This is a genomic window from Bacillus sp. REN10, assembly GCF_016820555.1.
Lineage (GTDB): Bacteria > Bacillota > Bacilli > Bacillales > Domibacillaceae > Bacillus_CE.
Window position 1 is genome coordinate 256,414 of sequence record NZ_JADHDW010000002.1, and the last position, 22,917, is coordinate 279,330.

The 22,917-nt window shown below is 41.1% G+C and carries 22 protein-coding genes; 20 read left to right on the forward strand and 2 right to left on the reverse strand.

Translation table 11 applies throughout. The features are described 5' to 3' along the window. Nucleotides 1-41: 41 nt before the first annotated feature. Entirely contained in the window at nucleotides 42-1,754 is a 1,713-nt protein-coding gene (locus tag IRB43_RS04540) for an Rqc2 family fibronectin-binding protein (RefSeq protein ID WP_203362252.1), read from the reverse strand. 131 nt (nucleotides 1,755-1,885) lie between these two features. On the opposite strand from IRB43_RS04540, the gene IRB43_RS04545 reads away from it, so the two are divergent. The 17 genes from IRB43_RS04545 (at nucleotide 1,886) to spoVM (ending at nucleotide 19,506) form a co-directional block, all read left to right on the forward strand. Next, on the forward strand, nucleotides 1,886-4,558 hold the full coding sequence (locus tag IRB43_RS04545) for a cation-translocating P-type ATPase (protein ID WP_203362253.1): 2,673 nt from the start codon (nucleotides 1,886-1,888) through the stop codon (nucleotides 4,556-4,558). Between the two features lie 73 nt (nucleotides 4,559-4,631). Continuing rightward, a complete protein-coding gene (locus tag IRB43_RS04550) occupies nucleotides 4,632-5,507 on the forward strand; it encodes a YicC/YloC family endoribonuclease (RefSeq protein ID WP_203362254.1) in 876 nt (291 codons plus the stop codon). A 39-nt stretch (nucleotides 5,508-5,546) separates the two neighbouring features. Next, on the forward strand, nucleotides 5,547-5,810 hold the full coding sequence (gene remA, locus IRB43_RS04555) for an extracellular matrix/biofilm regulator RemA (protein WP_203362255.1): 264 nt from the start codon (nucleotides 5,547-5,549) through the stop codon (nucleotides 5,808-5,810). Nucleotides 5,811-5,818: 8 nt separating this feature from the next. Beyond that, entirely contained in the window at nucleotides 5,819-6,433 is a 615-nt protein-coding gene (gmk, locus tag IRB43_RS04560) for a guanylate kinase (protein ID WP_203362256.1), read from the forward strand. Nucleotide 6,434: 1 nt separating this feature from the next. After that, a complete protein-coding gene (rpoZ, locus tag IRB43_RS04565; protein WP_203362257.1) occupies nucleotides 6,435-6,662 on the forward strand; it encodes a DNA-directed RNA polymerase subunit omega in 228 nt (75 codons plus the stop codon). Between the two features lie 213 nt (nucleotides 6,663-6,875). Further along, on the forward strand, nucleotides 6,876-8,093 hold the full coding sequence (gene coaBC, locus IRB43_RS04570; RefSeq protein ID WP_203362258.1) for a bifunctional phosphopantothenoylcysteine decarboxylase/phosphopantothenate--cysteine ligase CoaBC: 1,218 nt from the start codon (nucleotides 6,876-6,878) through the stop codon (nucleotides 8,091-8,093). Further along, nucleotides 8,084-10,495, forward strand: coding sequence for a primosomal protein N' (gene priA, locus IRB43_RS04575; RefSeq protein WP_203362259.1), 2,412 nt, complete (start codon nucleotides 8,084-8,086; stop codon nucleotides 10,493-10,495). Before coaBC ends, priA begins: the two co-directional genes overlap by 10 nt. A 38-nt stretch (nucleotides 10,496-10,533) precedes the next feature. Then, on the forward strand, nucleotides 10,534-11,019 hold the full coding sequence (def, locus tag IRB43_RS04580) for a peptide deformylase (RefSeq protein WP_203362260.1): 486 nt from the start codon (nucleotides 10,534-10,536) through the stop codon (nucleotides 11,017-11,019). Then, on the forward strand, nucleotides 11,016-11,960 hold the full coding sequence (gene fmt, locus IRB43_RS04585; protein ID WP_203362261.1) for a methionyl-tRNA formyltransferase: 945 nt from the start codon (nucleotides 11,016-11,018) through the stop codon (nucleotides 11,958-11,960). Before def ends, fmt begins: the two co-directional genes overlap by 4 nt. Before the next feature lies 1 nt (nucleotide 11,961). After that, complete coding sequence (rsmB, locus tag IRB43_RS04590; protein ID WP_203362262.1) at nucleotides 11,962-13,302, forward strand: 16S rRNA (cytosine(967)-C(5))-methyltransferase RsmB; 1,341 nt, start codon at nucleotides 11,962-11,964, stop codon at nucleotides 13,300-13,302. Further along, entirely contained in the window at nucleotides 13,302-14,393 is a 1,092-nt protein-coding gene (gene rlmN / locus IRB43_RS04595; RefSeq protein ID WP_203362263.1) for a dual-specificity RNA methyltransferase RlmN, read from the forward strand. The genes rsmB and rlmN overlap by 1 nt, the downstream gene beginning before the upstream one ends. A gap of 6 nt (nucleotides 14,394-14,399) precedes the next feature. Continuing rightward, on the forward strand, nucleotides 14,400-15,149 hold the full coding sequence (locus tag IRB43_RS04600; protein ID WP_203362264.1) for a Stp1/IreP family PP2C-type Ser/Thr phosphatase: 750 nt from the start codon (nucleotides 14,400-14,402) through the stop codon (nucleotides 15,147-15,149). Between the two features lie 8 nt (nucleotides 15,150-15,157). After that, entirely contained in the window at nucleotides 15,158-17,137 is a 1,980-nt protein-coding gene (gene pknB / locus IRB43_RS04605) for a Stk1 family PASTA domain-containing Ser/Thr kinase (protein WP_203362265.1), read from the forward strand. Further along, nucleotides 17,137-18,018, forward strand: a complete 882-nt coding sequence (gene rsgA, locus IRB43_RS04610; protein ID WP_203362266.1) for a ribosome small subunit-dependent GTPase A — start codon at nucleotides 17,137-17,139, stop codon at nucleotides 18,016-18,018. The genes pknB and rsgA overlap by 1 nt, the downstream gene beginning before the upstream one ends. A 2-nt stretch (nucleotides 18,019-18,020) precedes the next feature. After that, nucleotides 18,021-18,674, forward strand: coding sequence for a ribulose-phosphate 3-epimerase (gene rpe, locus IRB43_RS04615; protein WP_203362267.1), 654 nt, complete (start codon nucleotides 18,021-18,023; stop codon nucleotides 18,672-18,674). Nucleotides 18,675-18,746: 72 nt separating this feature from the next. Continuing rightward, nucleotides 18,747-19,403, forward strand: a complete 657-nt coding sequence (locus IRB43_RS04620) for a thiamine diphosphokinase (RefSeq protein WP_203362268.1) — start codon at nucleotides 18,747-18,749, stop codon at nucleotides 19,401-19,403. Nucleotides 19,404-19,428: 25 nt separating this feature from the next. Next, complete coding sequence (spoVM, locus tag IRB43_RS04625; RefSeq protein ID WP_094833887.1) at nucleotides 19,429-19,506, forward strand: stage V sporulation protein SpoVM; 78 nt, start codon at nucleotides 19,429-19,431, stop codon at nucleotides 19,504-19,506. Nucleotides 19,507-19,588: 82 nt separating this feature from the next. Here the strand turns inward: spoVM and rpmB are convergent, their stop codons facing one another. Then, nucleotides 19,589-19,777: a 50S ribosomal protein L28 gene (gene rpmB, locus IRB43_RS04630; protein ID WP_094833853.1), complete on the reverse strand. Its 189-nt coding sequence runs from the start codon at nucleotides 19,775-19,777 to the stop codon at nucleotides 19,589-19,591. 253 nt (nucleotides 19,778-20,030) lie between these two features. Here rpmB and IRB43_RS04635 point away from each other — a divergent pair, with 253 nt between their 5' ends. The 3 genes from IRB43_RS04635 (at nucleotide 20,031) to sdaAB (ending at nucleotide 22,864) form a co-directional block, all read left to right on the forward strand. Further along, nucleotides 20,031-20,393, forward strand: a complete 363-nt coding sequence (locus tag IRB43_RS04635) for an Asp23/Gls24 family envelope stress response protein (protein WP_203362269.1) — start codon at nucleotides 20,031-20,033, stop codon at nucleotides 20,391-20,393. Between the two features lie 18 nt (nucleotides 20,394-20,411). Further along, entirely contained in the window at nucleotides 20,412-22,088 is a 1,677-nt protein-coding gene (locus tag IRB43_RS04640; RefSeq protein WP_203362270.1) for a DAK2 domain-containing protein, read from the forward strand. Nucleotides 22,089-22,201: 113 nt separating this feature from the next. Then, a complete protein-coding gene (gene sdaAB, locus IRB43_RS04645) occupies nucleotides 22,202-22,864 on the forward strand; it encodes an L-serine ammonia-lyase, iron-sulfur-dependent subunit beta (RefSeq protein ID WP_203362271.1) in 663 nt (220 codons plus the stop codon). Nucleotides 22,865-22,917 lie beyond the last annotated feature (53 nt).

A 22,917-nucleotide genomic window follows, 5' to 3' on the forward strand; every position in this document is an offset into this window, starting at 1 on the left:
TGGCTTTCACAAAGAAATATCGGCGCCCCGAAAGATCCATTTTACTTCGTTTCCTTCATCTTCAATACTAAGTCTTCATTCGGTGTGACGTAGACGGTTTGCTGATTATCATAAATAACAAAGCCTGGTTTAGCGCCGTTCGGCTTTTTGACATGTCTCACTTTTGTGAAGTCGACTGGGACGGAGCTAGAAGCTTTTGCTTTACTAAAATAGGCAGCGAGATTTGCCGCTTCTAAAATTGTTTGTTCAGATGGTTCTTCACTACGGATGACGACATGGGAGCCAGGGATGTCTTTCGTGTGTAGCCAAATTTCATCGCGGCGAGCGAATTTATTCGTTAAATAATCATTTTGTTTATTATTTTTGCCGACAAATAACAGGGTACCGTCACTGGCAGTAAACGTTTCAATGTCAGGTTTTTTATTGGCGGGCCTTTTCTTTTTTGTCGCTTTTAATTTAATATATCCTTCTTCAGCTAGTTCTTCTCGTATTTCTTCAATGTCTTTTGGTGAAGCGGATTCAAGTTGTTGGAGCAAGTTATCAAAATAAAGGATTTCCTCGTTCGTTTTGTCGATTTGCTCGTTGACGACTAAGATCGCATTTTTCGCTTTTTGATATTTAGAGAAATATTTTTGAGCATTTTCAGAAGGGTTTTTTCTCGGGTCAAGTGAAATCGTTATTGTTCCGCCTGCTTCATCATAATAGTTGTTGACTTCGATTTCTGTCATTCCCTTTTCTACCATATATAAATGAGCGGTCAGTAGCTCTCCCGTCAGTTGAAACTGATCGGCATTTTCCGCTTCCTGAAGAGTATGTTTCAGCTTGACTAATTTTGTTTCATTTTTCTCTTTTTCATTTTTAATGAATCGTTCGAGATCATTTGCTTGCTGTTTCACTCGATCGCGTGCCGCTTTGCCGACATAATAGCGGTCGAGCAATTCACTCAAGGTAGCGAATGCTTTTCTTTCTCCTTCTAAATGACTCAAATCTTTCATATAAAAAAATGACTTTTGCTCCTGTTCAATGAACGTTGGAGTATATTGATGCTGTTTGATCGTGCTCATTTCATTCACAAACGCGCTCGGAAGCGTGTCGCGATTCGCCATTCCGCATGTCGCAATAATTTCTTTCGCCACAAGAGGAGAAAGTCCGGCAAAGTTAGAGACGAGCTGTCGGTCAAGACGACCACTATTAAAGTCAATTTTTCGCAATACTTCTTCTATATCTGCTTCTAATGGGTTGGCTTTGTGTTGCGCGGGAGGGGCGATATACTCATAGCCAGGTAAAATCGAACGATAGCTATTGACCGCTGCTGATATATGTTTAATGCTATCGATAATCGTCCCTTTTTGCTTGTCTACTAGTACAATATTGCTGTGTCTTCCCATAATTTCGACAAAGAGCTGTTTGTATGAAACATCCCCAATCTCATTTTTGCCTTTGAACTCAAAAATGAGCAATCGATCCAACCCAACTTGTTGAATATCTTCTAATACAGCTCCCTCTAAATGCTTTCTCATCATCATACAAAAAAGCGGGGGCTCTTGTGGGTTTTCATACGCTTCGTTTGTCAGTTGAACGCGTGCATAACTAGGATGGGCAGATAATAATAGTTTATGGTTGCTACCTTTTGCACGAATCACTAGTACAGTTTCATTTTTATATGGCTGATGAATTTTATTGACGCGGCCGCCTTGCAACTGTTCCAATAATTCTTTCGTTATCGCTCTTGTAAATAAACCATCAAATGACATAGGCTGTCTTCCTTTTCTTCATATAAATTTCCGTCTTTTAAAAACTTACTCAAATCATATCATGTTTTTGCGTTTCACTGAATAATCTTGCTATGAGAAGGACAAGTTTGTTCGCTAAAGGGAGTGAGTAGATGAATTTTCATCAGCTGAAACATGAGGAGGTTGAAAGTCGGCTTCAAACTAGCGTTCAGCGCGGATTAACCGAAGAGGAGGCAGCAAAAAGGAGGAAACAGTCGGGATCTAATGAATTGCAAGAGGCCAAGCTTCCTTCTGCTTGGCTTGTTTTCTTCCAACAATTCAATGATTTCATGGTGTTTGTGTTAGTGGCGGCGACTGTGATATCAGCAGTAATGGGTGAATATATTGATTCGATCGCGATTTTGGCGATTATTTTTATTAATGGCATATTGGGCTTTTTGCAGGAAAGAAAAGCGGAAAGATCACTGCGAGCACTGAAGGAGTTATCTGCTCCACAAGCGCTTGTCTTGAGAGATAATGAGTGGAGGAAAATTCCTTCCAAAGAAATTGTTCCTGGTGATATATTGAAATTTTCAGCTGGTGATCGGATGGGAGCGGATGTTAGACTGCTTGAAGCGGTGAATTTAGAAATTGAAGAATCCTCGATGACAGGAGAATCCGTCCCTGTTGAGAAGCATGCCTCTCCGATGAAAGGAGACACGGTTGCGCTCGCTGATCTGAAAAACATGGCGTTTATGGGGACGCTTGTCACTCGCGGGAATGGGATCGGTGTCGTCACAGCTATTGGCATGAAAACAGCGATGGGGAATATTGCTACGATGTTACAGGAAGCTGGTAAAACAGAAACACCACTGCAGCGCCGATTAGAACAGCTTGGCAAGTATTTAATTATCGCCGCTCTTTTATTAACTGTACTTGTTGTCATACTTGGTGTCTTTCAAGGCCATGAATTGTATACGATGTTGCTTGCGGGTGTGTCTTTAGCAGTAGCGGCCATTCCTGAAGGACTTCCTGCGATTGTAACAGTTGCTTTATCTTTAGGTGTCCAGCGAATGATTAAACAAAAAGCAATCGTCAGAAAGCTATCTGCCGTAGAGACGCTAGGGTGTACAACGATTATTTGTTCAGATAAAACAGGGACGATGACGCAAAATCAAATGACAGTAACCGATGTATGGAGCGGTGGTAAGCATTGGCTTGTCAGTGGAAAGGGCTATGAGCCTCAAGGGAAGTTTTTTGAAGATCAGCGGGAAGTGCAGCCATCTTCTGAGAAAAGTTTGTATCAGCTGCTGACATTTGGGCTTTTGTGTAATCACGCAGAAATAAAAGAGAAGGAAAAAGAGTATATCGTTCAAGGGGATCCAACGGAAGGAGCATTAGTCACAGCTGCTTTAAAAGCGGGGTTACACCGAGAGAACCTCCTGTCGCAGTTCGTGATTGAAGAAGAGATTCCATTTGATTCCACAAGAAAAATGATGACGGTGATTGTCAGGGATACAAAAGGGCAGCGGTTTGCCGTCACGAAGGGTGCACCGGATGTGTTATTGCGCCGCAGTCATTATGTTTTGTGGAATGAACAAAAGCAGTTATTTACAAAAGATTATCGCGATCAGACAGAAGCGATGATGGTGTCATTAGCTTCTCGGGCTCTTCGCATGATTGCGATTGCCTATAAACCGCTTTCTTCGCCAAATAGCAAAGGAAAAACGGTAGAAGATGGCCTGACGTTTATTGGGCTGCAAGGAATGATTGACCCTCCGCGCAAAGAAGTGAAGCAAGCGATTGCGGCATGTAAGCAGGCGGGAATTAAGACGGTCATGATTACAGGAGATCACGTTCAAACAGCGGCTGCGATTGCCTACGATTTAGGAATTGCTAGGGATGCCTCGAAAATATTAGACGGACAGGCATTAAGTCAAATGACTGATGTCGAACTGGCGAGTGCTGCTGAAAAGACGACGGTATATGCAAGGGTTTCACCAGAAGATAAACTGAAAATAGTAAAAGCCCTTCAGAAAAATGGACATATTGTGGCAATGACAGGAGATGGGGTCAATGACGCGCCCGCTATTAAAGCGGCTGATATCGGTATAGCGATGGGGATCACAGGAACGGATGTGGCAAAAGAAGCCTCTTCTTTAGTGTTAGCAGATGATCACTTCGCCACGATTAAAGCAGCGGTCGAGGAAGGAAGAAATATTTATGAAAACATTCGCAAATTTATTCGTTATTTGCTCGCTTCGAATGTAGGGGAAATATTAGTGATGCTCTTTGCGATGATTTTAGCCCTTCCGCTGCCTTTAGTACCGATTCAAATTTTATGGGTCAACTTAGTAACAGATGGTTTGCCAGCGTTAGCGCTAGGACTTGACCGCCCGGAAGAAAATGTGATGAAGCGGCCGCCGAGGCATCCGAAAGAGGGGGTGTTTGCTAGAGGGTTAGGTTGGAAGATTATTTCCCGCGGCTTTTTAATAGGTGCGGTGACATTAATCGCGTTTATGATCACGTTAAAAGCGCACCCCGATCATTTAGCTTATGCCCAAACGGTCGCCTTTGCTACGTTGGTGACGGCGCAGCTGATACACGTATTTGATTGTCGAAGTGAACATTCCGTGTTAGCTAGAAATCCATTTGGAAATTTACATTTAATCGCCGCTGTTCTTTCGTCATTTTTATTAATGATCGCTGTTATTTACGTGCCAAGCTTACAGCCTGTTTTCCATACGGTACCGTTAGAACTGAGAGAATGGTTACTGGTCGTAGGAATGTCAGCCATCCCGACATTTTTATTAGCCGGTTCATTTTTTGCAAGAAAAAGCCGATAAAATATGGTATAATGGAAAAGGTAGTAGAGTGTTCTCTATTGCCTTTTATTTTTTGATAGGAAGTGAGTGGCTGATGGTTAACAGTATGACAGGCTTTGGTAGAAGTAAACTCAAATCAGCCGATCATGTGATAACAGTCGAGATGAAGTCGGTCAATCACCGTTTCAGTGAATTCCAAATACGAATGCCCCGACAATTACTGAAAATTGAAGATAAAATAAAGAAAAAATTGGCGCAATATATACATAGAGGCCGAGTAGAGCTGTTCATTAGCATTGACGGAGAAGGATTTATTCATCGGAAGCTGCATGTTGATTGGAAGTTGATAGAAGAGTATATTCAATCGATGGAGGAAATCTCAACGAAGTATCAACTTCCCGGCCAGCCCGAATTAAAAGATTTGCTACAACGTCCAGATTTCATTACAATCGAGGAGAATGAAGAAGAGAACATTGTGGTGGAACAACTAGTTCTTGAAGCTGTTAAGCAAGCTGCTGAACATCTTTATGAGATGAGAGAAGTGGAAGGAGCAGAATTGAAAAAGGATTTAATTCGGTTGTTGACTTACTTTGAACAAAGACTTAATGAAGTCAAACAACTTGCTCCTTTAGTAGTGCAATCTTATCGTCAGCGGCTTGAGAGAAGGCTAACAGAATTAACGGCAGCTCCGTTTGATCAGGATCGGATCCTAACAGAAATGGCTGTTTTTGCAGAAAAATCCGATGTTCATGAGGAATGTATTCGGCTTCATAGTCATATTCAGCAGTTTTTTCAGACGCTTGAATTGACAGAGCCTATTGGCCGAAAACTTGATTTCATGATTCAAGAGATGAATCGAGAAGTCAATACGATCGGTTCAAAAGCTAATGATTCGACAATTAGTTCGGTTGTTGTTGAACTGAAAACTACTCTTGAAAAAATGAGAGAACAAGTTCAAAATATCGAATAGCGTTAGAGCGATTGTTCAGCTGCAGTTTGGGGGGAATTTATGTCCATTCGATTGATCAATATTGGTTTTGGAAACATTGTTTCTGCTAACCGAATTATTTCTATTGTCAGTCCAGAATCTGCGCCAATTAAACGGCTTGTACAAGATGCAAGAGACAGCGGTACATTAATAGATGCTACATATGGAAGAAGAACGAGAGCAGTGATTATAATGGATAGCGATCATGTCATTTTATCCGCTGTTCAGCCAGAAACGGTGGCTCAGCGCATCGTTTCCAAAGAGGAAGAGACAGAAGAAGGGTAGGGAACGTCATGAAAGAAAAAGGGTTGCTGATTGTGTTATCAGGACCTTCAGGTGTGGGGAAAGGAACAGTTAGAAAAGAAATTTTTTCACAGTCTAATTTAGACTTTGAATATTCTATTTCTATGACCACTCGAGCTCCCCGCGAAGGCGAAGTAGATGGAGTGGATTATTTCTTTAAAACGAGAGAGGAATTTGAACAATTAATCTCTGAAGGCAAATTGCTTGAATATGCGGAGTTTGTTGGCAACTATTATGGAACACCAGTGGATTATGTGCGTGAGACTTTAGATGCCGGCAAGGACATTTTCTTAGAAATCGAAGTGCAGGGAGCTCAGCAAGTTCGAGAAAAATTTCCGGAGGGTCTGTTTATTTTCTTAGCACCGCCAAGCCTTTCCGTCCTTCATAACCGGATTACAAACCGGGGGACGGAAAGCGAAGAAGTGATTAAAGGACGGATGGAGAAAGCTCGGAAGGAAATTGAAATGATGGAGCTTTATGATTATGTCGTTGAAAATGATGAAGTTGAAAAAGCTTGTAGCCGCATTCAATCAATCATTGTTGCTGAACATTGCCGACTTGAGCGAGTGCAGCACCGCTATAAAAAAATGTTGGAGAGTGAATAATATGTTATACCCATCAATCGATAATCTTTTAACTAAAATTGATTCAAAATACTCATTAGTCAGTGTCGCGGCAAAACGTGCTCGCAGCTTACAAGACAATAGTTCTACGCAAATGCTCGACTCTTACGTTTCTCACAAGTTTGTGGGGAGAGCGCTGGAAGAAATTTATGCTGATAAATTGTCAATGAAAGAAAAGGATGTAAACGAAACATACTCTGACGAAGTTTAAATATAAACAGAATGAAGAGGGTGTCCCTTAAGTGCCTGGCGTCTCCAATTTTTAGCTGCGCATATAGTGTTTGATTAACTATATATGGCGGTGGAGATGCCTGGCTCTTTACTTTTGGGACACCTTATTTTTTCATTAGGTCCTGTAAAATAATGATATTTATAGAGCTTTTCATGTAAGCAATTGATCTTTTCGAGAACGGGAGGTTTTTCTATGTTAAATGGAAAAAAAGTACTATTATGTGTAACTGGCGGCATCGCTGTTTATAAAGCAGTCGCTTTAACAAGTAAGTTGACTCAGGCGGGAGCTTTGGTGAAGGTCATAATGTCTTCTTCTGCACAAAAATTTGTGACACCTTTGACTTTTCAAGCATTGTCTCGCCATGATGTCTATACAGATACTTTTGATGAAAAGCATCCGAAAGTCATTGCACACATTGATTTAGCTGACTGGGCAGATTTAATTTTAGTGGCACCGGCCACAGCTAATATAATTGGGAAACTAGCAAACGGCTTGGCGGATGAAATGATTTCCACAACCATTATTGCTTCCACCGCCCCTATTTGGATTGCTCCAGCCATGAATGTTCATATGTATGACCATCCTGCTGTGAAACGCAATATTGAGACACTCGCTAGCTTTGGTTATCAATTTGTAGAGCCGAGCGAAGGCTATCTTGCTTGTGGTTATGTAGGGAAAGGACGCTTAGAAGAACCAGAGAAAATCATTACATTAATGAATGAATTTTTCCGCAAGAAACATCAGCCGTTAAAAGGAAAGACAGTAGTGATTACAGCTGGTCCGACAAGAGAAGCGATTGATCCCGTTCGTTTTTTAACGAATCATTCCTCTGGGAAAATGGGCTATGCCCTAGCGGAAGCAGCTAAAGAATTAGGGGCGAATGTAGAATTAATATCCGGTCCAGTGTCACTCTCAACACCAACAGGGGTTCAAATCACTCAAGTTCAAAGCGCGGAAGAGATGTATCAAGCGGTGATGAAGAAATTCCGAGAGGCAGATATTGTGATTAAAACAGCTGCTGTTGCTGATTACCGTCCGAAAGTTGTTCACTCTGACAAAATGAAGAAAAAAGAAGGTAATCTAATCCTTGAGATGGAGAGAACAAAGGATATCTTAAAAACGTTAGGACAAGAGAAAACGCATCAATTATTGATTGGGTTTGCTGCTGAAACAGATCGAGTAGAAGAATACGCGAAACGGAAATTGGAAACGAAAAACGCCGATATGATCGTGGCGAATAATGTGAAAACGGCAGGAGCCGGCTTTGGCGGCGAAACAAATATCATTACGATTTACAAAAAAGACGGCTCTAAAAAAGCCTTTGATTTAATGACAAAGAAAGAGGCAGCTTATGAGATTTTGACAGAGGCGGTGGCTGAGTTAACAAAGGGTGAGATCGCATGCAAGTAGCGAGCGTTATCGTTGACGTAGCAGCTATGCAAACGGATCGCCCGTTTGATTATTTAATTCCAGATAAATGGTCTGGTCTGATCGCGCCGGGGATGCGCGTCGTTGTTCCTTTTGGGCCGAGAAACATTCAAGGCTTTGTGATAGAAGTAAAGAGCCGGTCGGAAGTGAAAAAGTTAAAACCGTTGATCGAACCGATGGATTTAGTGCCTGTTTTAAATACAGAATTACTAGAGCTTGCTGATTGGTTAACTGAAACGACATTGTGTTTTAAAATATCCGCTTATCAAGCGATGCTACCTACGGCGATGAAGGTGAAATATGAAAAAGTGTTTCGTTTGATTGAAGGAAAAACACCATCAGTTGAGGAAGTAGCGGAACTGTTTCAACATCGAGCCGAGGTTTCATGGGAAGAGGCTGCTGCTGCAGCGATGCTTCCTATTTTTCGTGAAGAAGTAAAGGCGGGCCTAATCGAGCTAGTGTACAAAGTGACAAGTAAAGGAAACAAAAAAATGATCCGCATGGTTGGATGTGCTCTGCTTGCTGATGAAACGAAAAAATATATTGAAGAATTGCCAGCTAATGCGCTGAAACAAAAAAATGTCTTGCAATATTTATTGAGTCAGACGCCGAAGTGGATTCCAGCTAAAGAGGTCATGGAAGCAAGCGATGCGTCGAGTGCAACCTTAAAGAGTTTAATTGAAAAAGGGATCTTACTAGAAACAAAGCAGGAAATGTATCGAGATCCTTATGAGCATCGCGAGTTTCAAAAAACAGAATCTTTGCCATTAACGGAGTTACAAGAGAAAGCGATTGCGCCGATTTTGCAATCGATTGAGCAAGAGCAGCACGACACCTTTTTATTATATGGAGTTACTGGCAGCGGAAAAACCGAAATTTATTTGCAATCGATTCAAAAAGTATTAGAAAAAGGGAAGGAAGCTATTGTATTGGTTCCCGAAATCTCGCTCACTCCGCAAATGGTTCATCGTTTTAAAGGGAGATTTGGTGATGATGTAGCTGTTTTGCACAGTGGATTATCAACCGGAGAGAAATATGATGAATGGAGAAAAATTCAGCGCAAGGAAGTGAAAGTCGTTGTCGGTGCGCGTTCGGCTATTTTTGCTCCTTTCGAAAACCTAGGCATTATTATTATTGATGAAGAGCATGAAACGAGTTATAAGCAAGAGGAAAATCCGCGTTACCATGCAAGGGAAACAGCCATCAAGAGAGCACAATACTACAATTGCCCAGTTATTTTAGGTAGTGCGACTCCTGCGTTAGAAAGTTTTGCCCGCGCGCAAAAGGGCGTATACAAACTGCTTACATTATCGAAGCGTATGAATGATCAAGCATTGCCGGAAGTTGATATTGTTGATATGCGGGAGGAACTAAGAGAAGGGAATCGCTCGATGTTTTCTCGTTCTTTATTTGAAAAACTAGAGGATCGGCTGAGAAAAGGTGAACAAACAGTACTATTTTTAAATAGACGTGGCCACTCCTCCTTTATTATGTGCCGAGATTGTGGGCACGTATCTGGTTGTCCTCATTGTGACATTTCGCTCACTTACCATCGTTATAGCCACCAAATGAAATGCCATTATTGCGGGTATGAGGAGCCAGTCCCTCATACATGTCCGGAATGTAACAGTGAACATATACGCTATTTTGGAACGGGGACGCAAAAAGTGGAAGAAGAACTAGGGAAGTTATTACCCCACGCAAGAGTAATTAGAATGGATGTTGATACAACGAGCAAAAAAGGAGCTCATGAACAGCTTCTTCGTCAATTTGAAGAGGGAAAAGCCGATATTTTATTAGGAACGCAAATGATTGCAAAAGGATTGGATTTTCCTAATATTACGCTTGTAGGTGTTCTTACAGCGGATACGATGCTTCATATTCCTGATTTTCGCTCATCGGAAAAGACATTCCAATTGTTGACGCAAGTAAGTGGACGAGCAGGGCGTCATGAGCTTAAAGGGGAAGTGGTCATTCAAACGTATACGCCGGAGCATTACAGTATTCAGCTCGCTGGGAAGCAGGATTACGATCAGTTTTATCAACAGGAAATGATGATTCGAAAGATCGGACATTACCCCCCTTTTTATTTTTTAGCATTAGTGACAGTTAGTCATTATGATATAATGACGGCTGCATCGATTACAGAAAAAATTACGGATTACTTAAGATCCCAGTTGTCGCAATCAGCGATCATTCTTGGTCCAGTCGCCTCGCCCATTCCGCGGATCAATGATAGATATCGCTATCAATGTTTGATAAAATACAAACGGGAACCGAAACTAAATGAAGGATTAAAAACCATATTGGAGCATTACACAAAACAACATAAAGATAAGCATTTACAAGTAGCGATAGATGTCAATCCATTTATCATGATGTAAAGTGAAATGTTGCAAAGAAAGATTGAGGAGGATATTGTTTGGCGTATTTACCGATCGTAAAAGCTCCGGCGGATATTCTTGAAAAAGAATGCGCGCGTGTGACGGAGTTTAATAAAAAATTAAAAAAGTTAGTAAGTGATATGCACGAAACGATGATTGAAGCAGATGGAGTGGGGCTTGCGGCTCCCCAAGTTGGTGTGGATCTGCAAGTAGCCGTAGTAGATATAGAAGATGAGAACGGATTAATTACATTAATTAACCCGGTGGTGTTAGAAGAAAAAGGCAAGCAAACTGATGTAGAAGGCTGCCTTAGCTTTCCTGGATTATATGGATATGTGACGCGCCCTTCTTATGTGAAGGTAAAGGCTCAAGATTTGAAAGGGCGCTACTTTTTAATTGAGGCGCGCGATTTTTTAGCAAGGGCGATCTTGCATGAAATTGATCATTTGCATGGGGTATTATTCACTTCAAAAGTAGAAAAATACATTTCAGAAGAACAATTAGAAAAGGAGGGAGCAGAATGACGAATATCGTTTTTATGGGCACACCTGATTTTTCTGTTCCTGTATTACAAACATTAATTCAAAATGGCTATCATATTCAAGCCGTTGTGACACAGCCTGATCGTCCAGTAGGAAGAAAGCGAGTGCTGACTCCCCCACCGGTAAAAGTAGAAGCGTTAAAGCATCATATTCCTGTATTGCAGCCGGAGAAACTTCGCTCATCAGAGGAACTTCAGCAAATCATTGATTTGCAACCTGATGTGATTGTGACAGCGGCTTATGGGCAATTGCTCCCTAAAGAGCTGCTAGAAGCTCCAGCACATGGTTGTATTAATGTTCATGCTTCGCTTCTTCCAGAGTTGCGCGGTGGAGCTCCTATTCACTATTCGATCTTGCAAGGAAAAGAAAAAACAGGTATCACGATCATGTATATGGCTGAAAAGTTAGATGCTGGGGATATCATTAGTCAGGCAGAGGTAATAATAGAAGAGACGGACCATGTCGGCAGTTTGCATGATAAGCTAAGCGCCGTCGGTTCAAAGCTTTTAGCAGACACGCTTCCTAAGCTATTGGCTGGCGAGATTCAGCCGATTCAACAAGATGAGCAGAAAGCCACATTCGCTTCTAATATTAAAAGAGAGCAAGAACAGATTGATTGGTCAAGAAATGGCGAAGACATCTATAACCATATTCGTGGACTTCACCCTTGGCCCGTTGCCTACACACAGCTAGAAGGAAAAGTGTTGAAGATTTGGTGGGGGGAAAAAGTTACTACCAATCAAGAAGCGTTAGCTGGTACGGTTCTTTCTGTTGAAGAGGATGGTTTTGTTGTGGCGACAGGAAATAAAACAGCGATTAAAGTGACAGATTTACAGCCTTCTGGGAAAAAGAGAATGTCTGCTCAACAGTATTTAAGAGGAGCCGGTGCAGGTTTATCAATCGGCAAGCGGTTAGGAGAATAGCATGAAACAAAAGAAGAAACAAGTGCGAGAGATTGCTCTCGATCTGCTTGAATCAGTAGAAAAGCATCAGTCATACAGCAATTTGTTGCTGCATTCAGCCATTGAAAAGCATCACCTTTCTGGCAGGGATGCAGCTTTGCTGACAGAGATGACTTACGGAACCATTCAGCGGAAAATGACATTAGATTTCTATTTAGCTCCGTTTTTGAAAAAGAAGATTGAACCGTGGGTCAGACAGCTATTGCGTATGTCGGTCTATCAAATGGTCTATCTCGATAAAGTACCGGAGCGAGCGGTCATTCATGAGGCGGTAGAGATTGCTAAAGCAAGAGGTCATAAAGGAATTAGTGGTTTAGTGAATGGAGTGCTCCGTTCTGTTCAACGAGAAGGATTACGAGATATTGATCAAATGAAAGATGAAGCAGAACGCATATCGATTGCCACTAGTCACCCTCTTTGGCTCATTCAAAGATGGATCGATCAATTCGGAGCCCAAAAAACGGAAGCGATGTGTGAATTGAACTTACTCGCACCGACGCAAACGATTCGGGTGAATGTGACGAAAGCTAATCGGGATGAAGTGCTTCAAAAGTTACAAGAAGAGGGGTTTCAAGTAGAACCTAGTCCGTTTATACCAGAAGCGATTCGAATTTTGAAGGGAAATATCGCTCGTTCGGAAGTGTTTGCAAAAGGTCTTGCTACCATTCAAGATGAAAGCTCGATGATCGTGGCTTATGCCCTCGATATTCAACAAGATGAATTCATTCTTGATGCTTGCGCCGCTCCTGGAGGAAAAACAACGCATATTGCAGAAAAACTACAGCAGACAGGGAAGGTCATCGCCCTTGATTTACACGAACATAAAATTAAATTAATTAAAGAAAATACTGAAAGGCTAGGGTTAGAAAACGTGGAAGCGAAAGCGCTTGATAGCCGAAAAGCAGGTGAGGTATTTCCAAAGGAAAGCTTTGATCGGATCTTAGTCGATGCTCCTTGCTCCGGACTTGGTGTTCTTCGCAGAAAGCCGGATATTAAATATGCTAAGAAGGAAGAAGATCTTTTGGCTTTACAAAATGTGCAACTAGCGATTTTACAGGCAGTCACACCTCTGTTAAAAAAAGGCGGAGTGCTTGTGTACAGCACATGTACGGTCGATCGCGAAGAAAACGAAGGCACAGTAGCAAAATTTCTAGCTTCTCACTCTGAGTTTGAACCAGCAGCATTAGATCATTTACCTCCTTACATTCAAGCGTTAACAACGGATCATATGCTACAAGTATTTCCACAAGATTTTGGTGGAGATGGGTTCTTTATCAGCAAATTTAGAAAGAAGGTACAATAATGGAGCAAACAAAATTACAAAAAGATTCATCAGCGAATGAGCCGCAGCTTCCATCCATTTATTCTTTGCAACTGCAGGATTTAAAGGACTGGTTAAAGGAACAAAAGGAACAACCCTTCCGAGCGGAGCAAGTTTTTGACTGGTTATATAAAAAAAGGGCTACTAGCTTTGAGGACATGTCCAATCTTTCTTTATCATTAAGAGAGAAACTGGCTGCTCATTTCACCATCACTACGTTAAAAACGCTTGTTCAGCAAGAATCAGCAGATGGAACGATCAAATTTTTATTTGAACTTCATGATGGTTACTCGATTGAAACGGTTTTAATGCGCCATGAATATGGTAATTCTGTATGTGTAACTACCCAAGTCGGCTGCCGGATTGGCTGTACATTTTGTGCTTCTACACTCGGAGGACTTAAACGTCACTTAGAAGCCGGGGAAATCGTAGCACAAGTAGTTAAAGTGCAACAAGCGCTGGATGAAAGGGAAGAACGCGTAAGCTCGGTCGTTATTATGGGCATTGGGGAGCCGTTTGATAACTATGATCAAATGCTTGCTTTCTTAAAAATTATTAACCATGATAAAGGGTTAAATATTGGTGCGCGCCATATTACGGTTTCGACTAGTGGAATCATTCCGAAAATCTACAAATTCGCTGATGAAGATATGCAAATTAATTTTGCCATCTCTTTACATGCCGCTAACAATGAGTTAAGAACAAAATTGATGCCGATCAATAAAGCGTACAAGCTTGCTGATTTGATGGAAGCTGTTCGCTACTACGTGAATAAAACAGGGCGAAGAGTTAGCTTTGAGTACGGGCTATTTGGCGGAGAGAATGATTCTGTGGAGCATGCGGAAGAGTTAGCTCGATTAATCAAGGGTATCAAATGTCATGTGAACTTAATTCCAGTTAACTATGTCCCTGAGCGTGATTACGTTCGAACACCAAGAAATCAAATTTTTAGGTTTGAAAAGACATTGAAAAAGCATGGGGTGAATGTCACGATCCGTCGTGAACATGGCCATGATATTGATGCAGCCTGCGGTCAGTTGCGTGCCAAAGAGCGGAAAGAAGAAACGAGGTGAGTAAAGATGGATTCAGTCTTTCGGACAGATAAAGGCCGAATTCGAGCTCATAATGAAGATAATGGTGGTGTATTTACCAATACAACTAATGATTACCTGGCCATCGTAGCAGATGGCATGGGTGGTCATAATGCGGGGGATATTGCCAGCCAGCTTACCATTGAGTCAATGAAATCGATGTGGCAGCAAACGGAGAAAATTGAGAACGCTAATCAAGCCGAGCAATGGTTGAAATCGACGATTCATCAAATTAATGAGAAGATATTGTCTCATGCTACTAACCATACAGAATGCACTGGAATGGGCACAACACTTGTCGCAGCTGTATGTACGCCGAACTTTTGTACGATCGCTAATATTGGAGACAGCCGTTGTTATTTATTGAATGATAATGGTTTTAAACAAGTGACAGATGATCATTCGCTTGTGAATGAACTAGTTAAGTCCGGCGAAATTACAAGAGAAGAGGCGGAGCATCATCCGAGAAAGAATGTGCTGACACGTGCTCTCGGAACGAATGCCCATGTCACAGCGGATTATCACACAATTACCTTCGAGCAAGGAGATTATATGCTTCTTTGCTCGGATGGCTTATCTAACAAACTGGCGCAGCAAGAAATGCAAGAAATTTTGCAAAATGACCTTTCCTTATTAGAAAAAGCGGATTCATTTGTGCAATTAGCAAATGAAAAAGGCGGGGAAGATAATATTACACTTGTGATTCTCAAACATTCTGCTGGCCTTGAAAGCGGGTGAGTAAGAAGATGCTGATAGGGAAGCGACTAAGCGGCCGTTATAAAATTATGAAAATGGTCGGCGGCGGCGGAATGGCTAATGTCTATTTAGCTCAGGATGTTATTCTAGAGAGAGAAGTAGCCATTAAAGTGTTGCGTTTAGATTTTGCTAATGAAGAAGAATTTCTTCGACGTTTTCAGCGAGAGGCGCAATCAGCAACAAGTCTTGTTCATCCTAACATCGTTAGCATATACGATGTGGGTGAAGAAGAAGGGATTAATTATATCGTCATGGAATACGTTGAGGGCATGACTTTAAAGCAATACATTCAGCAATTTTCACCCATTCCTGTAGAAAAAGCTATTGATATTATGAAACAGCTCTCTTCAGCGATGGCTTTTGCTCATCATAACTCGATTATTCATCGGGATATTAAACCTCAAAATATATTAATAGATGCCGAAGGGAATGTGAAAATTACTGACTTTGGAATTGCGATGGCATTAAGTGCCACCTCGATTACGCAAACAAACGCTGTATTAGGCTCTGTTCACTACATATCGCCAGAGCAAGCCCGCGGCGGGATGGCTACGAAAAAATCAGATATTTACGCTCTGGGTATCGTTATGTTTGAATTATTAACAGGTCAGCTGCCTTTTTCGGGTGAGTCGGCTGTATCCATTGCACTGAAGCATTTACAAACGGAAACACCTTCCATGAAGAGGTGGAATCCGTCTATTCCTCAAAGTGTTGAAAATATTGTATTGAAGGCGACAGCGAAAGATCCATTTCACCGTTATCATACATTAGAAGAGATGGAACAGGATTTATCAACGGCGCTCGACCCTAAACGGATAAACGAGCCGAAATTTATCGTGTCTGTCGATCAGGATGAAACAAAAGCACTACCGGTGATTAAACAGATGAATCAGACAGAAGATACGCAAACGACGATGATTCGGTCGCCGATGGACGGGAAACAAGTGGCAGACTCAGGGCAACCTGTCACGAAGAAAAAGAAAAATAAGTGGCCGATCATCTTGTTGATTCTTTCTTTTCTTATTGTTTTAGGGGGATTAGCAGCTGTGTTAATACCTAGTCTGCTAGGACCTAAAGAGGTAGAAATTCCAGATGTCAAAGGCAAAAAATTAGATGAAGCGGTATCAGAACTAGTCACAAGTGGTTTTGTTGTAAAGGAAACATATGAGCAATTTAGTGATGAAGTCCCTGAAGGACAAGTCATTAAAACAAGTCCGAGTGCGGGAAGAATCGTGCACGAAGGATCAAACGTTAATATTTATATAAGCAGCGGGAAAGAAACGTTTACCCTTGAGGATTATGAAGGCAAACCATACGATGAAGTGTATGAAACGCTCAAAAAACAAGGGTTTAAAATGATTCGTAAGGAAAGCGTTCATGATGAAAGTGAAGCGGGAACGATCATTGATCAAACTCCAGAAGCAGCCGATGAAGTGATTCCAGAAGAGACAGAGTTAGTATTCACTGTTAGTTTAGGCCCTGAGAAGATTTCGTTAATTGACTTGACGGAATATAATGAAAAAAGTTTGAAAGATTATGCTAAGTCGACAGGTTTAAATATTGTTATTGCTGGGGAAGAATATTCCGATAAAATAGAAAAAGGCTTAGTTTTATCGCAAACTCCACAGCAAGGTACGAGATTAGAAGAAGGAGACAAAGTGGAAGTCATTCTTTCTAAAGGGCCAAAGGAGATTCCGCCAGTCACTGTCACAAAAGAAATTACGATTCCATATGAACCGGACCAGTTTGGTACGCCTCAAGAAGTACAAATATATATTGAAGATATGAATCATAGTATGACGGAGCCCTATGAAGTATTTATGATTCAGGAAGAGACGAAGAAAACATTGGAATTTATCGTTTCTAAAGGGAGTAAAGCAGGGTATAAAGTAATTCGTGATCAACGAGTGATTTTTGATGAAACGATTCCGTACTCAGAAAATGAGGGAGAGGATCAAGGAGGAATGTAATGCCAGAAGGAAAGATTATTAAAGCTCTGAGCGGTTTTTATTATGTCCTAGATGGGGAGCGGATTGTTCAATGCCGAGGGCGGGGGAATTTTCGCAAAAAGAAGATTTCGCCACTTGTCGGAGACTATGTGGAATATCAAGCAGATAATGACCAAGAAGGGTATATTCTAGCTGTTCAAGAAAGAAAAAATGAATTGATTCGCCCTCCTATTGCTAATGTGGATCAAGCCATTCTCGTTTTTTCGGCTGTTCGTCCAGATTTTAGTACCGCCCTATTAGATCGTTTTTTAGTGTTAATTGAGTCAAAGCAAATTGAACCGGTTATTTGCATAACGAAAATGGATTTGCTGATGGATCAGCAAACAGAAGCGATTCAGCAATTTGCTGAACAGTATAAGGCTTTTGGCTATCATGTCGTCTTAACATCTTCAGAAGAAGAGATGAATTTAGAAGACGTCCGTTCTTTCTTACAGGGAAAGACGTCCGTGTTTGCTGGACAGTCTGGAGTGGGGAAATCTTCCTTGCTTAATGCTCTTCGTCCAGAGCTTAAGTTGAAAACAAATGAAATATCCGACTCTCTTGGCCGCGGGAAGCATACGACAAGGCATGTAGAGCTCATTCATGTAGATAATGGTCTTGTTGCGGACACTCCGGGCTTTAGTTCGTTGGAATTTACAGACATAGACGTAGAGGACCTGCCATTTTGCTTTCCTGAAATGGTTGAACTTAGCCATGAATGTAAGTTTCGAGGATGTTTACATGTGAATGAACCCAAATGCGCTGTCAAACAGGCTGTTGAAAATGGAGATCTTCCGTCTTATCGCTATGAACATTACTTGCAATTTATGGATGAAATAAAAGAGAGAAAGCCGAGGTATTAAGCATGGTTAAAATAGCACCGTCGATTTTATCTGCTGATTTTGCTCGATTGGGAGAAGAGATAAAGGATGTAGAAATGGGAGGAGCTGATATCATTCATGTGGATGTCATGGATGGCCACTTTGTTCCCAATATTACGATTGGGCCGCTGATTGTCGATGCAATTCGCCCGATTACAAAGTTGCCGCTAGATGTGCACTTAATGATTGAGAATCCTGACAAATATATTGAAGCTTTTGCAAAAGCAGGCGCTGACTATATTACTGTTCATGTCGAAGCTTGTCCTCACCTTCACCGAACGATTCAATTGATTCGTTCGCATGGAGTCAAAGCGGGAGTCGTGCTCAATCCAGCGACACCTGTTCATATGATTGAACATATTTTAGAAGATATTGATATGGTCTTATTGATGACCGTTAATCCTGGTTTTGGAGGACAGTCTTTTATTCATTCCGTTGTCCCTAAAATCCGTCAAGTGAAACAAATGATTATCGAAAAAGGCTTAGACGTTGAAATTGAAATCGATGGCGGTGTCAATGTTGAAACAGCGAAGCTCTGCACAGAAGCAGGCGCGGACATTTTAGTGGCTGGCTCTGCAGTGTATAATAAAGAAGACCGCAAGCAAGCAATTGAGGAAATTAGAGCAGCTGCTGAATGATCAAAGCAGTTGTTTAGAAAGAAGAGGAACCGTTCCATTCGGTTCCTTTTTTCATATGGAGGAGGTTTTATAATGAGGATTGCCGTGGTTGCAAGTGGGCCAGAAACAGAATTGGTTGATTTACAAACTTATCATACAGAAGATACGATCTTTGTAGGTGTCGATCGGGGCACGATGTATTTATTAGAAAGAGGTATTACACCAAAAGTAGCGATTGGTGATTTTGATTCAGTTACAGAGGCGGAGTGGCAAAAGATTGAAAGTGGAGTGGGAAGCGATCATATTCATCGTTTTCCTGCTGAAAAAGATGAAACAGACCTCGAACTAGCGATTTTATGGGCGATAAAGCAACAGCCGGAGACAATCATTATTTTGGGTGCGACAGGTGGGAGGCTAGACCATTTCTTCGGGACAATTAGTTTGCTGATGAATAAGGAAATCATATCATCTGCAACAAAAATAGAAATCATGGATAAACAAAATGTTGTATCGCTTTATGGGCCAGGTACATATACTGTGTTTGAGGATCCCGGAAAAAAATACTTTTCTTTTTTTGCGATTACAAGTCAGGTGACTCATTTTACCTTAAAGGGATTTAAGTATCCGCTCAGTGATCATACGGTGAAGCCCGGTTCGACTTTGTACGTCAGCAATGAGCTAGGCCAAGAAAGTGGTACTTTTTCTTTTTCTTCCGGCATACTAATGATGATAAGAAGCTCTGATGGGTGAGTTCTATATTGGAGGGGTGGCAATCATGAAATTTTATACTATTAAATTGCCTAAATTTCTAGGTGGAATTGTTCGTGCCATGCTTGGGACATTCAAAAAATGAAGTCGTCCAACGCTAAGAATAGATAAAACGGAAGAACAGAAAAAGCCAGCTGAATTTAGCTGGCTTTTTCCATTGAAAAGTATTATACACGCTCAACTTTTCCGGATTTTAATGCTCTTGCAGAAACCCAAACACGTTTAGGTTTTCCATCTACTAGAATGCGAACTTTTTGAAGGTTAGCACCCCAAGTACGCTTGTTAGCGTTCATAGCGTGGGAACGAGCGTTGCCGGAACGAGCTTTACGACCAGAAACAACACATTTTTTTGGCATATTATTCACTCCTCACCATTGAAGCTGAAAAAATTTGTTTCAACACTTCGTTATATTCTAAAAGATACTTTAATAATTTACCACACAACTTTTTTGAATGCAATAGTTCTTCATAAGTCTTTCAAGAAAAAAACCTTGACATCATATCCTATCTTTTGAAATGATATAGACTGGTGATTACATTGCTTTCAAAAAAGCGGTAAGTATAGTAAAATGTCATTAGCTTAGCAACATTCATAAGGGGGGACTCTCATTGGCTATTGAGCTTAAAACAAAGTACGGGCAAATTGACATCTCGAATGATGTCATTGCCATGATTGCTGGCGGAGCTGCGGTAGATTGCTACGGAATTGTTGGAATGGCATCAAAAAATCAAATTAAAGATGGAATTACTGATATATTGCGCCGTGAAAATTTCACGCGTGGCGTGATCGTTCGTCAAGAAGAGGATCAAGTGCATATCGATATGTATATTATTGTAAGCTACGGAACGAAAATTTCTGAAGTGGCAAACAATGTTCAGTCAAAAGTAAAGTATACGCTCGATCAAACAGTTGGACTAGCTGTTGATTCAGTTAATATTTTTGTGCAAGGAGTTCGAGTGACGAACTCGTAGTGTGAGGAGGAAAGATTTGTGTCAATTACTTCGTTAGATGGGAAAAAATTTGCCGAAATGGTAAAGATGGGAGCTAATCATCTTTCAGCTAATGCTGATATGGTAGATGCACTCAATGTTTTCCCTGTTCCTGATGGTGATACGGGAACAAATATGAATTTATCGATGACTTCTGGTGCAAAGGAAGTTCAGCAACAGTCAAGCGAGCATTTTGGACAAACAGCTGCGTCTCTTTCTAAAGGGTTACTGATGGGAGCACGAGGCAACTCTGGTGTTATTTTGTCGCAATTGTTCAGAGGGTTTGCAAAAGCGATTGAACAACAATCGGTAGTGGATAGCAAACAATTGGCGAATGCCTTTGAATCTGGTGTGCAAACGGCTTATAAAGCAGTGATGAAGCCTGTAGAAGGAACGATTTTAACAGTGGCGAAAGATGCGGCTAAAAAAGCAGTGGCTACAGCTAAAAAACAAAAAGATATCGTTGTCATGATGGAAGCTTTAGTGGAAGAAGGACGAGCTTCATTAGCACGTACCCCTGAATTTCTCCCTGTATTGAAAGAAGTAGGTGTAGTAGACAGTGGAGGTCAGGGACTTTTGCTTGTTTACGAAGGATTTCTTGCAGCTTTAAAAGGAGAAACGTTACCGGACAGTCCAGGTCTTGCTCCTGATATGGAAGAACTTGTGAGCGCTCAGCATCATCAAAGTGTTCAAGGGTTCATGAACACAGCCGATATTGAATTTGGCTACTGTACAGAGTTTATGGTTCGCTTTGAAGCGGATAAGGTAGCTAAACATCCATTTTCAGAAGAGCAGTTCCGAGCGGATTTAAGCGTGTATGGAGATTCGCTTCTTGTTATTTCTGATGATGAAATTGCTAAAGTTCACATTCACTCAGAACAACCTGGGGAAGTTTTATCCTATGGGCAAAAATATGGTAGCTTAATTAGTATGAAAATCGAGAATATGCGAGAGCAGCACAGCAATATTGTTGGTGGCGATAAGTCGCAAAAGCCAGCAATTAAGAAGCCGGAAGTACAGCGAGAGTATGCCGTAGTCACAGTCGCTATGGGCGAAGGGATTTCTGAGTTGCTTCAAAGTATTGGCGCTTCTGCGGTGATTGAAGGCGGCCAAACGATGAATCCTAGCACAGAAGATATTGTGAAGGCTATTGAAGAAGCGCATGCTAAAAAAGTGATTATTTTGCCTAATAATAAGAACATTGTGATGGCAGCTGAACAGGCAGCTGAAGTCGTTGAGATCGACGCAGTTGTTGTCCCATCTAAAACAGTTCCTCAAGGAATGGCGGCGTTACTTGCTTTCAATCCTGAAGCCACATTAGAAGAAAACCAATCGGCGATGACAGAGGCTCTTTCTCATGTGAAAACGGGTCAAATCACATTTGCTGTCCGTGATACGAATATCGATGGAGTTGAAATTTCTAAAGATGACTTCATGGGATTAGCGGATGGCAAAATCGTGTTAACGAATCCAAATAAAATTGAAGCAGCGAAAGAGTTACTTAATCATTTAATTGATGAAGAATCTGAAATTGTGACGATTATTTATGGAGAAGATATCGAGCTTGATGACGTGCAGGAGATATCTTCATTTATAGAAGAGAAGTATGAAGAAGTGGAAGTAGAAGTCCATAATGGGAAACAGCCGCTATATTCATTTATTTTCTCAGTCGAATAAAAAAGAAGGGGAGCTTCCTCTTCTTTTTTTATTTGTGCATTTTTAAGTTGCGTATAATAAAATATAGATATTGACCTATTTAGAGTAACCTAATGATACAAGGAGGCGACAGCATGAAGTATAAAAGTGTGTTTGATATTATTGGACCAATTATGATTGGCCCTTCAAGCTCGCATACAGCGGGTGCAGCGAAAATTGGTCGTTTAGCTAGAAGCTTATTTGGAAGAGAACCAAAATGGGCAATTATCTCATTTTACGGTTCTTTTGCCCAAACGTATAAAGGTCATGCAACGGATGTCGCCATCATTGGTGGGCTCCTTGATTTTGATACATTTGATGAACGTATTATTGATGCCATAAAGATTGCCAAGAGCCGAGGTATGAAGATTCAATTCATCGAAGAAATGGCTGTTCCTACTCATCCGAATACAGCAAGAGTTCGCATTGGTGATGATGGGGGAGAAATGGAGCTAGTTGGAATCTCTATTGGCGGCGGTAAAATTGAAGTGACCGAGTTGAATGGGTTTGAGTTGAAACTCTCTGGTCAGCATCCAGCGATCTTGGTTGTTCATAATGATCGTTTTGGAGCAATTGCAACAGTTTCAAATGAACTAGCTAAACATGAGATCAATATTGGTCATATGGAGGTTTCTCGAAAAGCGAAAGGTGAAATGGCTTTAATGATCATAGAGGTAGACCAGCCAATTGATGATGAGGTGTTGAAAGCAATTGAGAATTTACCTAATGTCATTCAAGTCGCGCGAATTGCAGATTAGTTTCCTAGAAAAAAGAAGTCATTTAGATCATCACCATGAGAATAGGAGTGAAC

What these genes read in the sequence shown, in the direction of transcription:
- IRB43_RS04620 (WP_203362268.1), top strand. Translation starts at nt 18,747, where the DNA reads ATGAGGATTGCCGTGGTTGCAAGTGGGCCAGAAACAGAATTGGTTGAT.
- rsmB (WP_203362262.1), top strand. Translation starts at nt 11,962, where the DNA reads ATGAAACAAAAGAAGAAACAAGTGCGAGAGATTGCTCTCGATCTGCTT.
- pknB (WP_203362265.1), top strand. Translation starts at nt 15,158, where the DNA reads ATGCTGATAGGGAAGCGACTAAGCGGCCGTTATAAAATTATGAAAATG.
- spoVM (WP_094833887.1), top strand. Translation starts at nt 19,429, where the DNA reads ATGAAATTTTATACTATTAAATTGCCTAAATTTCTAGGTGGAATTGTT.
- rpoZ (WP_203362257.1), top strand. Translation starts at nt 6,435, where the DNA reads ATGTTATACCCATCAATCGATAATCTTTTAACTAAAATTGATTCAAAA.
- fmt (WP_203362261.1), top strand. Translation starts at nt 11,016, where the DNA reads ATGACGAATATCGTTTTTATGGGCACACCTGATTTTTCTGTTCCTGTA.
- rpe (WP_203362267.1), top strand. Translation starts at nt 18,021, where the DNA reads ATGGTTAAAATAGCACCGTCGATTTTATCTGCTGATTTTGCTCGATTG.
- IRB43_RS04600 (WP_203362264.1), top strand. Translation starts at nt 14,400, where the DNA reads ATGGATTCAGTCTTTCGGACAGATAAAGGCCGAATTCGAGCTCATAAT.
- IRB43_RS04540 (WP_203362252.1), bottom strand. Translation starts at nt 1,754, where the DNA reads ATGTCATTTGATGGTTTATTTACAAGAGCGATAACGAAAGAATTATTG.
- priA (WP_203362259.1), top strand. Translation starts at nt 8,084, where the DNA reads ATGCAAGTAGCGAGCGTTATCGTTGACGTAGCAGCTATGCAAACGGAT.
- IRB43_RS04550 (WP_203362254.1), top strand. Translation starts at nt 4,632, where the DNA reads ATGGTTAACAGTATGACAGGCTTTGGTAGAAGTAAACTCAAATCAGCC.
- rsgA (WP_203362266.1), top strand. Translation starts at nt 17,137, where the DNA reads ATGCCAGAAGGAAAGATTATTAAAGCTCTGAGCGGTTTTTATTATGTC.
- rlmN (WP_203362263.1), top strand. Translation starts at nt 13,302, where the DNA reads ATGGAGCAAACAAAATTACAAAAAGATTCATCAGCGAATGAGCCGCAG.
- gmk (WP_203362256.1), top strand. Translation starts at nt 5,819, where the DNA reads ATGAAAGAAAAAGGGTTGCTGATTGTGTTATCAGGACCTTCAGGTGTG.
- sdaAB (WP_203362271.1), top strand. Translation starts at nt 22,202, where the DNA reads ATGAAGTATAAAAGTGTGTTTGATATTATTGGACCAATTATGATTGGC.
- IRB43_RS04545 (WP_203362253.1), top strand. Translation starts at nt 1,886, where the DNA reads ATGAATTTTCATCAGCTGAAACATGAGGAGGTTGAAAGTCGGCTTCAA.
- rpmB (WP_094833853.1), bottom strand. Translation starts at nt 19,777, where the DNA reads ATGCCAAAAAAATGTGTTGTTTCTGGTCGTAAAGCTCGTTCCGGCAAC.
- remA (WP_203362255.1), top strand. Translation starts at nt 5,547, where the DNA reads ATGTCCATTCGATTGATCAATATTGGTTTTGGAAACATTGTTTCTGCT.
- coaBC (WP_203362258.1), top strand. Translation starts at nt 6,876, where the DNA reads ATGTTAAATGGAAAAAAAGTACTATTATGTGTAACTGGCGGCATCGCT.